Source organism: Pseudaquidulcibacter saccharophilus, from assembly GCF_019455445.1.
In the GTDB taxonomy this organism is placed as follows: domain Bacteria; phylum Pseudomonadota; class Alphaproteobacteria; order Caulobacterales; family Aquidulcibacteraceae; genus Pseudaquidulcibacter; species Pseudaquidulcibacter saccharophilus.
Genome location: NZ_JAHWUS010000002.1, coordinates 449,948 through 464,093 on the forward strand (window position 1 = coordinate 449,948; position 14,146 = coordinate 464,093).

Annotated in this window: 11 protein-coding genes; 8 read left to right on the plus strand and 3 right to left on the minus strand. The window is 38.8% G+C overall.

Annotated elements, in window-relative coordinates:
- The first annotated feature begins 80 nt into the window (after positions 1 to 80).
- From KXV15_RS07910 to KXV15_RS07945, 8 genes are all read left to right on the plus strand, one after another.
- On the plus strand, positions 81 to 2,261 hold the full coding sequence (locus KXV15_RS07910; RefSeq protein WP_240007629.1) for a lytic transglycosylase domain-containing protein: 2,181 nt from the start codon (positions 81 to 83) through the stop codon (positions 2,259 to 2,261).
- An 84-nt stretch (positions 2,262 to 2,345) separates the two neighbouring features.
- The gene (locus KXV15_RS07915; protein WP_240007630.1) at positions 2,346 to 3,020 is read left to right on the plus strand and encodes an ATP-binding cassette domain-containing protein; all 675 of its coding nucleotides are present in this window, start codon (positions 2,346 to 2,348) and stop codon (positions 3,018 to 3,020) included.
- 1 nt (position 3,021) lies between these two features.
- Entirely contained in the window at positions 3,022 to 3,825 is an 804-nt protein-coding gene (locus KXV15_RS07920; RefSeq protein WP_240007631.1) for a metal ABC transporter permease, read from the plus strand.
- Positions 3,826 to 3,928: 103 nt separating this feature from the next.
- The gene (locus tag KXV15_RS07925; RefSeq protein ID WP_240007632.1) at positions 3,929 to 4,714 is read left to right on the plus strand and encodes an adenosylcobinamide-GDP ribazoletransferase; all 786 of its coding nucleotides are present in this window, start codon (positions 3,929 to 3,931) and stop codon (positions 4,712 to 4,714) included.
- Between the two features lie 42 nt (positions 4,715 to 4,756).
- Positions 4,757 to 4,909 carry a DUF1289 domain-containing protein gene (locus KXV15_RS07930; RefSeq protein ID WP_240007633.1) on the plus strand — a complete coding sequence of 51 codons (153 nt, stop codon included), beginning with the start codon at positions 4,757 to 4,759 and terminating at the stop codon, positions 4,907 to 4,909.
- Between the two features lie 11 nt (positions 4,910 to 4,920).
- On the plus strand, positions 4,921 to 6,249 hold the full coding sequence (locus KXV15_RS07935; protein ID WP_240007634.1) for a dihydroorotase: 1,329 nt from the start codon (positions 4,921 to 4,923) through the stop codon (positions 6,247 to 6,249).
- Positions 6,250 to 8,037, plus strand: coding sequence for an AMP-binding protein (locus KXV15_RS07940; protein WP_240007635.1), 1,788 nt, complete (start codon positions 6,250 to 6,252; stop codon positions 8,035 to 8,037).
- Positions 8,030 to 9,592 (plus strand): acetolactate synthase large subunit, encoded by a 1,563-nt coding sequence (locus KXV15_RS07945; RefSeq protein WP_240007636.1) that lies wholly within the window; start codon positions 8,030 to 8,032, stop codon positions 9,590 to 9,592. Before KXV15_RS07940 ends, KXV15_RS07945 begins: the two co-directional genes overlap by 8 nt.
- Here the strand turns inward: KXV15_RS07945 and KXV15_RS07950 are convergent.
- From KXV15_RS07950 to KXV15_RS07960, 3 genes are all read right to left on the minus strand, one after another.
- Positions 9,572 to 11,221: a putative bifunctional lysylphosphatidylglycerol flippase/synthetase gene (locus KXV15_RS07950; RefSeq protein ID WP_240007637.1), complete on the minus strand. Its 1,650-nt coding sequence runs from the start codon at positions 11,219 to 11,221 to the stop codon at positions 9,572 to 9,574. The genes KXV15_RS07945 and KXV15_RS07950 overlap by 21 nt on opposite strands.
- 17 nt (positions 11,222 to 11,238) lie before the next feature.
- Positions 11,239 to 11,733 carry a hypothetical protein gene (locus KXV15_RS07955; protein ID WP_240007638.1) on the minus strand — a complete coding sequence of 165 codons (495 nt, stop codon included), beginning with the start codon at positions 11,731 to 11,733 and terminating at the stop codon, positions 11,239 to 11,241.
- Positions 11,734 to 11,916: 183 nt separating this feature from the next.
- Positions 11,917 to 14,100, minus strand: coding sequence for an ATP-binding protein (locus KXV15_RS07960; protein ID WP_240007639.1), 2,184 nt, complete (start codon positions 14,098 to 14,100; stop codon positions 11,917 to 11,919).
- Between the last annotated feature and the right edge of the window lie 46 nt (positions 14,101 to 14,146).

A 14,146-nucleotide genomic window follows, 5' to 3' on the forward strand; every position in this document is an offset into this window, starting at 1 on the left:
TACTTAGTAGTAATTGATTTGTAGCTATTACACTTGCCTTAAAGGTCGAAACACGGTTAAAGCGCCTTCTGGAGAATAGAATGACCCCAAAAGCCCGTTCTTATAAAAATGGACTTGCTTCATTTTGTGCTTTTTCAAGCCTTTTTATTGCGTCTTATGCCTTAGCGCAGGATCAAGATGTTCCGACATCTGTTCCGGTTCCGATGAATGGACCAATAAATATTCCTGCCGATATTCCAACATCGGTAAGTGTACCTATGACACCATTCATTCCGTCATCACCGCTTGAAGCCATAAAAGCAGGATTGTCGGCAGAACGTGCAAGGAATTGGGGTGAAGTCAGACGATTATATTCTATTGCACAAGATGACTATGTTAAATCTGCATTATTATGGATGATTGTTACTGACCCATCATCTGATGCCACGTTTTTTGACTTTGATAAGGCCTTAAGAGAATTAAATTACTATCCGGGAATTTCAGATGTTAGAATGCGTGCCGAAATGCAAATTGATAATTTTGCACTTTCTCCACAACAAAAAATTGATTTTTTAAAACGTACTGAGGTTGGCCTTAAAAACAATGGCCCTATAACGGGTGAAGGTATGCTTTCTTTGGCATCTGCATTGATTGCAAAAGGTCAAACAGACGAGGCAAAATCATATATTTCAAAGGCGTGGCGTAATTTCAAGTTTGATTCAAAAAAACAGGCAAATTACCTAAGCATCTATCAATCATATCTTAGCCCAGAAGATTTTGATAAACGCGTAGATCTTTTAATTTGGAATGATCGGGCAACACAAGCAAAGCCATTGTTTCCGTTTATGACAGACCAAGGGCGGGTAAATGTTAATGCGCGCCTTGGTATTGCCAATGAAGAAGGTGCAGTTATTAGTGGTTCCGCACTTGATGACCGTGGGATTCTATACGCAAGGGTTGTAAATCTTCGTAAACAAGACAGAAATGCAGAAGCTTTAGATCTTCTTTTGAAAATCGATTCAAACGGACTTCCTGAATCTGCGCAAGAGGATATTTGGAAAGAACGCCGTATCCTACTTATTGAGGCTTTAAGATCCAAACGCTATAATGATGCATATAAAATTGTATCGCAACACGGCTTAAGCTCGGGGCAAAAATTCGCCGATGCAGAGTTTGTTGCCGGTTGGATTTCGCTTAGATTTTTAAACAATCCAAACCAAGCCCTAAAACATTTCAACGCCCTCGATAAAGCTGTTGAGACTTCAATGAGCAAGTCACGGGCTTATTATTGGCTGGGTCGCACATTTGAAGCCAATGGCGATAAAAAAACAGCCGATGCATACTATACAAAAGCACTTGTTTACCCGACGTTTTATTATGGACAGCTTTCAGCGGCGCGCCTAGCGGCAGAGCGTGGTCAAAAGGCAATTTTAAGCTTACCTCATGAAGCAAGGGCAAGTAAGGAAGATATAAAACAGCTTAATACAAACCCACTAATGAAAATCGCAACCGCATTTTCTGATATGGGTGAACGCTCACTTTTTGTGAGATTTGCTTTCGCATTGGATGATACTTTAAAAACTAATGGTGAGCACCAAGCATTGAGCGAATATGCACGTTCAAAGGGTGAAAATTTAGTTGGTATTCGTGTTGCTAAGGCCGGTCTTAACCGCGGTATTATTGCCACTGAAGCCGCCTTCCCTATCATTCCAATTCCAAGAATTGACGGTTATCATCAGGCAGAAGATGCATTTACACTTGCGATTACGCGCCAAGAAACAGAATTTAATGAAAGCGCAAAATCTGGTGCTGGTGCATTGGGGCTAATGCAATTTTTACCATCAACAGCACGCTCTCAAGCAAATAAAATGGGTATTCCACATGATACTTCATGGCTAATATCACGCCCGCAACACAGCCTAACACTAGGCTCTGCTCACCTTGCAGATTTGGTGGAAAGATTTAACGGCTCATATGTCCTTGCTATTATCAGTTATAATGCGGGTCCTGGAAGATCGTCACAATGGATTGATACCTATGGCGAAATTCGCGAAGTTGACCCCGATACGGCAATTGATTGGGTCGAGATGATTCCATTCTCGGAAACCAGAAACTATGTTCAACGTGTTATGGAAAATATCCAAGTTTACCGCGCGAGACTTAATAAAGATAGCGCGCCAATTGATATCTTGAACGACTTAACACGTGGCACAAAGCCAGCACCATTTTTTAAAGTTAACATTGCACCCGAAGCATTACAAACACCACCAGAAGAGCAGTGATATAGTTATATTATCAATGCCAATGCTTGATAATTTGGCATAGCGTTGCTAAATGATATATTATAACACTTATTTGGTATATTAATGACGCTTGAATTTATTAACCTAGGAATTGGTTACGAACAAAAAACATTATTTTGTAATCTTAACGCCTCACTAAAATCTGGCGATAGCTTAGCTATAATGGGATGTAATGGTGCAGGTAAATCAACGTTATTAAAAACCTTGGCCCTGCGACAAAAGCCAAACTCAGGGGGAATTTTGTTCAATGGCAATCTGCTTAAATCAAGTGATATAGGTTATTTACCACAATCATCTAATATTGTTTCGGATATTGGTATAAGTGCATCTGAATTCGTAAAATTAAGCCTTAAAGGTAAAATTTCACAAACTAAATTTGAAAATACTTTTGCGGAATATGATCTTGATAAAATAATTGACACCCCATTAAATGAATTATCGGGGGGACAACTTAATCGGTTGCAAATGGTGAGAATAGATTTGCAAAACCCGCAAGTTTTACTTTTTGATGAACCTTTTGCATATCTAGATAATTCTAGTAGAAACATCCTGATTAAGAAAATTTCTGATTGGAAACAGCTTGGAAAGATCATTATTGTCTCAGTTCATGATGAACGATTGACACTTGAATTTGATCACTTTCTAACGCTTGATGGCACTAATGCTCATTGGGAAGAAAAAATGAAGTCCCACAACAAAGATTGCGCACTTGCCGGTTGTGCCCTCGTGGGAAGTTGATATGGCTATTTACGATCAACAATTAACATACGCAATTATAACGATAATTGCACTAATTATTGGTGCAACGCCAATTGGTTTTTTTCTAATAAACCGCAAGATGTCATTAGTTACTGATGCTATGGGGCACACGATTTTACCCGGTGCCGCATTGGGTGCAATTATTGGCCATAACTCAGATTGGGCGATATTAATTGGTGCTACAATCACTGGCGTGATTTTATTTTTACTTGCGGCTAAAATGCCAAAAATTGCGCGCATTGGTGAAGATACAAATTTTGCAATATTTTATCTTGGTGCATTGGCAACTGGTTTATTAATCGCTGATTCAGGGCATGGTGATGTCCATCTTGATGATTTATTGTTTGGCAATATTTCAACAATATCAAATACAACACTGATATTCACATTGGTTATAAGTGTTGTTTCCGTAATTGCAATTTCAATAATTTTTAAACCACTTTTGCTTGATACAATTGATAAAGAATATTCAATTGGATTAAACTCAACAGTAATCGCAAGACAGATTTTTTATGCAATTCTTGCATTAATTGGTGTTGCAGCATTTAAAGCAGTTGGGACACTTTTGGCAGTTGGAATAATTATTGGACCATCAGCATTTGCAATCATCTGGGCAAAATCAATAAAGTCGCAGTTTATTGTAGCAATCATATTCGGCATTATATGTGCAATAATCGGCACTATAATTGGTCATTTATTTAACTTAAAGACCTCGGCACTTATTATATTATTGATGGTAATTTCGATAATTATTTCAATTTTTATAAAAAATAATAAAAATTAATTATCTTATATTGCATATAAGCAACATATTCTTGCAAAATATACATTTGCATTTTTTGCGGGCTAGATTATTGTGTAAATAAAATAACTAATAAGGTCACAAGATGCCAAAATCACTATTTGAAGATGTAAAAATTTGTTTATCTGTTCTTACTCGCTTTCCGGTTACAACTAGCCTTTCAACCCTGCCAGAAGATGGTGAAGACAAGTTGAAACGAATTGGTAAAGCTTACCGTGCTGCACCTGTTGTTGGTTTAATTGCCGGTGTTGTCGGAGCTTTTGCATATCTTGTCGGTAGTTCAATGACCGGAAGTCCGGTTTATCTTGCCGCTGTTATGGCGGTTGGCGCACAATTGCTTATAACTGGTGGTTCGCAAGAAATTGGCTTCTCAAAAGTGATTTCACTACGCCCTCACCCATCAGCTGATCAAAATGGACATGATGAGTCGGCTGGCGTAGCTGCCGGAACACTTGCAACAATGATTATGATGTTGCTTAAAATCTTTTTGATTGGTGAACTTGCAACACCATGGGCTGCAGGTATGGGGTTAATCGCCAGCGCGGCATTAGGGCGTGCGGCACAAGTGCAATTGATGGCATTTAGTTCCGATAATTCATCTGCACAGCCTTCAAAAGTTGATGCGACAACTTCTATGGTTGTTGGTGCTGCAATTGGTGGCGCTGCATTATTATTTGCATCTGGCCTACAATTTTACTTACCAGTTATTGGTGCGGTTATTGGGATTGCAATCTCGACACTTGTGTTTTTTGGGTTCACTAAATCACGCCATCACCTTGATAATTTGAATGTTAAAGAGGCTTTAAGCCTTGTTGTTGAAATCGGTGCCCTTTACGGTATCGTTGAATTAATGCCTGTTGGATTTAACTAGATTAGTAATAAATTGAACAAAACAATTTCATCGCCCTGTATTTTGGTCTGTCACATTGACCAACATACTGGGCTTTGTCTTGGCTGTTACAGAAATATTGATGAAATTGGCAATTGGACCAAGTATTCAGAACAAAAGCGACTTGAAATAATGGCAGAATTGCCTGGCCGCAAGCTTGAGTTTAATTTGCCTTAAAGGCGGATAAAATGACTTTTGATACAATTATTAAAAACGGCACATTGGTTAACCACAATGGTATCGGTGAAGGCGATATTGCTTTCAAAGATGGCAAGATTGTAGGAATTGGTGATTTTAAAACGGCGCATGCAGAAAAAATCATTGATGCCAAAGGTCTGCATATTCTTCCTGGCGTAATTGATTCACAAGTTCATTTCCGTGAACCAGGGCTTGAATATAAAGAGGATCTTGAAACCGGCGCCAATGCAGCGGTTCTTGGCGGTGTTACTGCGGTCTTTGAGATGCCAAATACAAACCCAACTACATCAACTAATGAAGCGCTTGATGATAAATTAAATCGTGCTTCGGGGCGCATGTCTTGTGATTACGCATTCTATGCAGGTGCAACCAATGATAATATCGATGAATTGGCGGACCTTGAACGTCATGAAGGTTGCGCAGGTATTAAAGTATTTATGGGTTCATCCACCGGTAGTCTTTTAGTAAAAGATGATGAAAACGTTGGTCGCATACTTTCAAAAATTAATCGCCGTGCGGCATTTCATTCAGAAGATGAATTTATTTTAGAACAAGATAAATCAAAAATACGTGCAGGCGACCCTTCTTCACATTATGAAGCAAGAAGCCATATTGCCGCCCTTACATGTACACAGCGCCTTGTACGATTGGCTCGTCAATATAAAAAACGTATCCACGTATTGCACGTATCAACTTTTGAAGAAATGCAGTTTCTTAAAGATCATAAAGATTTGGTTACTGTTGAAGTTTTGCCAAACCATTTATCTTTCTATGGTCCTGATATTTATAATAAAATTGGTACATATGCCCAACAAAATCCACCAATCCGCGAAAAACATCATTATGATGCATTATGGCAGGCAGTGCAAAATGGTTTGGTTGATGTTCTAGGGTCGGATCATGCGCCACATACAATTGAAGAGAAACAAAAGCCTTATCCATCTTCACCATCTGGTACACCAGGCGTGCAAACAATGCTTCCTGTTATGCTGACTTATGTAAACGAAGGAAAATTATCTCTATTGCGTTTGGTTGATTTATTATGTCATGGTCCAAATCGTATTTTTGGAATTGCTGGCAAGGGGCGAATGGCATTGGGTTATGATGCTGATATAACGATTGTGGACCTTAAAAAACAGCAATTGATAACAAATGATAGCATTGTTTCTAAATCAAAATGGACCCCTTTTGACGGGTTTATGGCAAAGGGCTTTCCAACACATACTGTTGTACGTGGTGAAATTGTTATGACAAATGGTGAAATAATTGCTAGTGGTAAAGGGAAACCGATTCAATTTCAGGAAAATTTGAAAAAATAAATGCTACCAACGCCATATATTTTACCTACTCGTGTTAATGTTGAGAAACGCGCCGATGGTGCTCTTCTTGTTACCAATCCCAACCCCATGCGTGCAACATTTGAAAATGTTGTGGTGCCAATTCGTATGCATGCACAGACGCAACCAAATAAGCTTTGGCTCTGTGGCAAAGAAGGTAATGAATGGATAAAAGTAACGTATGCACAAGGCTATAAGATTATAAACAGCCTTGCGGCATTTTTGTCTAAATACATTGGGCAAGGTGATATTGTTGGCATTGTTTCGCCAAACTCATTGACCCACGCATTTTTAACCTATGCATTACCAATTATTGGCGCTGTGCCTGCACCCATTACACCTGCATATTCGTTAAAAGCAAAAGATGCGGGGCGATTAAATGACATTTTGGGGCTTTTAAAAGCAAAAGCAGTGTTTTGCGAAGGCGAAAAGTTCAATCACATCCCAAATTGGTTGGAAAACACTGTTGAATATATTTTCACAAAAAACGTTACCACACAAAATAATAAAACTATCATTATTGATAATATTGAAGATACTGAAAAACAATTTGATATTGACGCAATTGACCCACAAAGCTTGTGCAAAATATTGCTAACATCTGGCTCAACTGGACTGCCAAAGGCGGTTGGTATTTCTCATTATAACCTTACACAAAATGCATCACAAATTAAGGCAACTTTTGACCCTGTAAAAGAAAAAGAAATGTGGCCAGATGGAATGATTATGATTAATCACCTTCCGTGGTCGCATTCACTGGGCGGAAATGCTGTTTTAAATATGCTTACAGATTCTGGTGATACTCTTTGGATTGATGACGGAAGTCCAACACCAGAGGGTATAATTAAAACAATTGCCAATATCAAAGAAATCAAACCCAATTATCATAACACTGTGCCGATTGGCTGGTCATTGCTTGCTGAATATCTCGAAAAAGACGCTGAATTGGCAAATGCCCTGTTTGGCAATTTGGTATTAATGCAATATGGCGGTGCCGCACTAACCCAAGAACTATACAACAGATTACAAAATGTGGTTCGCAAAGTTCGTGGTGATATCATTTCTGTTGCCGCTGGTTATGGCGCTACTGAAACAGGACCGACCGCATGTACTGTACATTTCCCAAATGATACTATGGGGCTTGTTGGGCTTCCGGTTCCGGGTGTCGTTCTAAAATTAGTACCACATAATGATAAAATGGAAGTTCGCATTAAAAGCCCTGCAATATTGCCATATTATGTTAACAACCCAGAAAAAACCAAAGAGGCTTTTGACGATGAAGGTTATTACCTTTTGGGGGATGCGCTTAAATTTTATGACCCTGAACACCCAGAAAAAGGTTTAAAATTTGATGGTCGTATTGCCGAAGAGTTTAAACTTGGCAATGGTTCATTTGTTCAAGTTGGCAATTTACGTACTGAAATCGTTAATTGTGCACATGGTCTAGTAAGCGATGCAGTTATTTGCGGTGAAGGTGAAAATGAAATTGGAGCGTTGTTATTCTTGAATGCTGCACGCTGTAAAATAATCATCGAAGAAGGCAATGATATTAAATCACGCCTCAAAGAAATATATGAAGCAGAGTTTAAGGGAAAGTCAGCAACAAGAAAAATAACAAAATTTTTGATATTAGATGGCGTCCCGTCAATTGAAGATGCTGAGATAACTGACAAAGGATACGTGAACCAGTCAAGGTGTCGTGAAACACGTTTTGAGGCTGTTAAAGACTTATATAAAAATTGCGGGGGAACAATAGTTTTAAATGTCTAAGACAGAGCTTAAATCTGGCGCTAATGCCCTTGTTGAAACACTTGCAAATTGTGGTGTTACTCATTGCTTTGCCAATCCAGGCACTTCAGAAATGCATCTTGTGCAGGCGCTTGATAATGAACCACGAATAAAATCAGTATTATGCCTTTTTGAAGGTGTGGCAACTGGTGCAGCTGATGGTTTCGCAAGGATGACTGGTATACCTGCCATGACGCTTTTACACCTAGGTCCAGGTTACGGTAATGCGCTTGCAAACATTCATAATGCGATGCGTGCATATTCGCCAATGATAAATGTTATTGGCGATCACGCAACCTATCATCGCGATCTTGACGCACCACTTACTAGCGATATCGAAACACTTGTTAAGCCACATAGCTCGTTTATTGGCGTTGTTGAAACACCTGCTATTGCGGGTGAAGTTGCGATGAAAGCGTATGTAAAATCTATTTCGCCACCCGCCTCGCCTGTTTCAGTTTTATTACCTGCTAACAGTGCATGGGGTAATGATGGCGTGGCATTACAAAAGCCTTCTGATATATCAATTGCAAATGTTGCAGAAGGTAAAATTCAAACTGTTTACGATGCAATTCAGTCGGCTAAAACGCCCGCAATTTTAGTTGGTGGTGATTCACTTTATGATGAAAATACCCTAGGAATTTTAGGTGCAATTTCTGAATACGGAATTCGTGTTTTGATTGATACTTTTCCGGCACGTCAAAAACGTGGAAGAAATATATTTCATCCTGATAAGATGCTATATTTTGCTGAAATGGCTGTTGAGGATCTTCAAAAACACGACTTGTTAGTTCTTGCCGGCACACAAAGTCCGGTTGCGTTTTTTGCATACCCGAATACGCCAAGCAATCTTGTGCCAGATGAAACAGCGGTAATTGAACTTTCGACAAGGCAGCAAAATACCAAAGCTGCAATTGAAACATTGGCAAAGCAACTTGGCTTAAAAACTGCCTCATCAAATGAAATTGATACGTCCGATATACCGCTACCTGAAGGCAAAATAAACGCCTATAAAATAGGTAAAATATTGGCCCGTCATTTACCAAAAGATTCAATTATTTCTGATGATGCTGTAACATGTGGGTTACCAATTTATACAGAAACAAAAAATGCCAATGATCATGATTGGTTGTTTTTAACTGGTGGTGCGATTGGTCAAGGTTTGTCATTGGCAATTGGCGCACAAATGGCGTGCCCAAATCGCAGAACTTTTGCCCTTCTTGGTGATGGTGCATCTATGTATAATATTCAGGCATTATGGACCATGGTTCGTGAAAAACTGCCGATTATTACATTTATTTTTGCAAACCGTAGCTATAAAATATTAAATATTGAAATGGAGCGTACCGGTGCAGGCGCAGTTGGTGATACTGCGCGTGAAATGCTTTCACTTGAGACACCATCGCTAGATTTTGTTAAAATTGCCGAAGGTATGGGGATGCGCGCGGAAAGCGTTAGTGCTTGTGATGAATTAGATAATATTCTCCAGCACGCCTTAACGCTTAATGAGCCAATGTTAATCGAAATCTGCCTCTAATTCTTCGGTTTCTTCGCCAAAAAGCCATAATATTAAAAGACCAATAACAAATGTCCCTCCAGCGGCAATTAAAGCACGCATAGCACGTGATGCATGCGCGTGAACACCAGTTTCGAACAACATGCCAAATGTAAACTTAACGTCTGAAAATGCAAAATATGACATCCAAGCTATACTTGCCATGGAACCAATAATAGCAGCCAAAAATCTATATGAAATTTTAAATCCGCCTCGTCCAAATTTACGCATAAATTCGCCTTCAAAAGCAATCATCAAAACTAATGCCAAACCAGTTACGGCGGCAATTTCATAAGAAAGCCCTTTGAACAAGGCATTAATTACACCAAGAGCAAGAAGAAAAGTTGCCATGTAAAAAGCAGTGCGGCTTTCACGCCATAAAAAATTGGATAATATCATTAAAGCCATGCCGATTATTGCTGAGAAAGCATGGCTAAATTCAATAAAATTCGGCCCTAAATATGATTCAAGTTTTATAAAACGGGTTGAAAATACTGGCGTAGCAGATGACGCAATTAGAATAAAACCAGCAATGAATACCAATAATGAAAGCAATTGCGGTGCGGCATTGATTGCCCTTGTCCCAATTTTTCTTACAACTTTTGCAGCAGGCTTTGCAACTGGTGCGGCATGATCAATTCCAAGGATTATTGTCGCAACAATCAAAGGAATTATGTTGTATGCAAGACGATAAATCAAAAGTGCTACCGCTGCACCCGGTGTATTTTGCGAATTAGGTGCCATTGTTAAGATAGCGGCCTCGAACACACCCAAGCCACCAGGCGCACCAGACAATGCACCTAATAGGCCAGCCAAAACAAATACTGCCAAAAATGGCGGAAAATTCCAGCCACCATAATCGGGTAACATTAGATACAAACATGCGGCTGCGCCAATTTTATCTAACATTACTAAAAGTAAATGCCCCACACCGCCCTTAAAAGTAGGCAAGAATATGCGTGTGTTACCCCATTTGAAACTTGCCCTGTCACTATGACAGAACCAAAGCCATAAAATAGCTGGCAAAAATAATATTAGAGAAAGTATCCACCAAAATACTGCATCAAATGGCCCATGCCTTGCTATTTCAGGTGCACCTATAAAAAGACCTATTGCAGCACATGTAAGAGAACCAATTTGAACACCGGTCCCAGTTGTCATAGATAATGCGCCAACCTCAGAATTATCAAGTCCCCATTTTTTATAAAGTCTTGCTCTTGCAGTTGATGCAACGGCCCATGAATAACCCAATGTTTTTGCAAGTGCATATGATGCAAGTCCACCACGTATTGATTTGGAATAGCTTAGCCTTTTTCCAATCATATCAAGGCATAATCTGTCATTAAATGTTAGCGCTAAATACGCACCAAACGCAAAAACTACGGCAATGAAGGCATTTAATTTATGAAAATCGCCGAATGCTTCAACGATGTCGTCAATTGTATAATTACTTAGCTCTTTATTGATTATAAAAAGCGCTATCAAAAATATCAACAATGAACCAAATGTGGTAACACGCGGATGATTAGTTATAGAGTTAAATCTAGCTCTACACCAATCAATCACATGCCATATTTTTATAAATGTGCCTTTAATAAGTGATGAAGCCATATTTTATCCATGATGCGTTAACCGCGCACCTTGGGTTTGAATATATCACGCATAAGCCCACGTCCAAAGATAGAAAGTGCATATGAATTGCCAACATCACGCACCGCACCGATCCGTGCAAATCCATCAATAAGTGTTATTATATTTTTGGCCTCTTCTGCCTTATGCGTAATTATGACGGCATCGGCAAATTCTAGGCTGTCATGAAATTCATGAAAGTCTTTTTCAGTGTTAATCCATAATACACGACTAGAATTTTTGCATTCAGTTATAGTGTCATATTCAAAATTAAGTGTTGGAAATTGTCGTGCCAAAAGCGCAATATACGCCCCCATATTGTCGCCCATTAATTGAAGCACTTCAACATTATTAAGATTGATATACTGATTAACAACTAACAGTGTTTTCCAACAATCTTGTTGTGCACGTTGGTGCTCTAATTGCACAAGCGAAATCTCATCCATATTTTGGTTGGAAGCGACATTTTTGATATTGATTCTTTTAGTTTGCACTTAATATTTCCCGTCTTTATTTCTAAACATTCGGGTGTTTCGGTTATCGAAAGGTTATCAAAAATGCATAAATGCAATTAATCTTATAGTAATAAAATAAACAAAAACCCCTGTAAAACAGGGGTTTAGACTTTGTTAATTTTTAAAACATTGACAAAACGTTAAAAAGATTACCTTGGAGTATTAACTCCTATCTGGAAAAAGAGGCTTGCGGATTAATCCAGCTTGTCTCTGATTTGCTATTTCCTTCATGTAGAGATCGTTTTTCAAAACCTCAGATACAGGTTTCTTCAGCAATGCATTCTGCGGAACATCGTGATTGCTTGTATCTTTTGGAATTACCGTTTTACTGTTTTCATATTTTTCTTGGGTAGATAATCCACGCATTGCTTTAGTTAGATTTAAGGCATCCACTTCGTCAGCTTTTAGAATATTAACTTTACCTACGCCGAATTCATTACGTAATTTAGCAATATCATAATTGTTGAAATATAAACGCATTGGAACTTGAACACCTTCACCGAATGCGATTGCTTCGCGGTTATCAAGAGCCGCAAGGAATGAAACAACAGATGCCGATGAATCGGCAAGCGCAGATTTAATAATGGCTTGGTCATTTTCGTTCGCAAGACGCATAGCAAACACAGTAGAACATTGTGAAAGTATTGTTGAATCTAGTTCCCCTGGCCTTTGTGTAATTACTGCAATTGCGCATCCATATTTACGCCCCTCTTTTGCAATTCTTGCAATTGCACGCCTTGTTGGTTCAAAACTATTGGCACGATCGGCCGGAACATATCTGTGCGCCTCTTCACAAACCAATAATACTTTAATTGCGCCCCTACTCGCCTGTGCAACATCGAAAGCCAAACGCGCAAGAACCGAAGCAACACAATTAATAACCTCACTAGGTAAGCCTGAAAGATTTACTGTTGTCATTGGTTTGCCATTTGCTGGCAATCTGAAAATGTTTGAAATAATGCGCGGCAAACTATCATCATTGCCATTAAAACCAAACATAAATTTATAGCGTGGGTTTGCTTCCAACATTTCAAGCCTTAGCTTTATGTTTTTAAGCAAGATGCGGCTAAAGCGCGGCTCTAATTGACCTAAGATATCATCAATTTGTTTATAAACATCAGTAAGGCGATAAGGAACAGGTGTGTCAATATTTATTGATCCAATGTTATAAGTTCCTTTTAACAAAGCGTCATCTTGTGATTGTTGCGCACGAATCCTTTTCGCAATTAACACTAATTCCCGAAGAATTGTGCTTTCTTCAATATGAATCATGCCTCTAAAGACGACATCTTCTAATTCGTCAAAATTTAAAATCCAATATGGAATTTCTAGATTGCTTTGATCCAATGATTGGGATTTATCGCCAAAAGCACCTTCAAATTCATTATGTGGATCAAGCATTATTACACGAAGATTTTCTTCTGCAGCCATTGCTTTATTAACAACGAGACCAACTGCACATGATTTACCAACACCAGTTGTACCAACAATTGCAAAGTGTCGTTTTAGGATGTCGTCCACACTTATATATGCGCTAATTTCTTCATTTTGGCTTAGTTTACCGATTTCAACGCCTTTACGTTCGCCAATATCAAATATTGATTCTAAATCTCTTGTTCTTATTTTATGTGCAATTGCGCCAACCCATGGATATTCACTAATACCGCGTTTAAATTTTGGACGCCCATCTTCAATATCTAATACTTCGCCAACAATATCAGCTTTTATAATAATAGAATTTATTTCCCCATCGGTCCATTCGCCCTTATCAGCGTTAATTTCACGAACCATCGCTACAACACGTGCTTTGCTGGTTACAATTGAAATCATTTGTCCAATAGACCAAATGTTCTTATTGGGATCACCGGCATCCGAATTTGCACAAATGAATACGCGTGAACCATTACAAGAAATCACATTGCCAATTGAACGTGACTTTGCTTGTTGGCGATTACGTCTTTCGCTAACTGCATCAATGGTTTCAGCTGTTTTTTGCAAATCGCTGGCAATTACGTCAACAATTTGGCGCTCGTTGAGCGGTTTATCAATTATAACTTCGCGGCGATTTACAGCTTCACCGTTATTCTGGTTAGGCTCAATATTTTGTGGCCCTGAAGTATGCATATTTTGCACATTTGTAGCACGAAGCATTGTTGCCGCTAGACTTTCGTCATTTCTGAACATTGGTGGTTCAGGATTAGCATTTGCCGCAAAGCTTTTTTGTACCGTAGCAGAATGAGAATCACTCTCTGAAGCTGCATGATTAGCCTGTGCTTCTGACTTTAAGTTTGATAATTGTTCACGAAGCTCTTTTAAAAAGTCATTTCCATTGTTTGGACTTGCCATTTTTTAATCCTGTAAAATACAACAGATATAGATTAGACAGTATTTT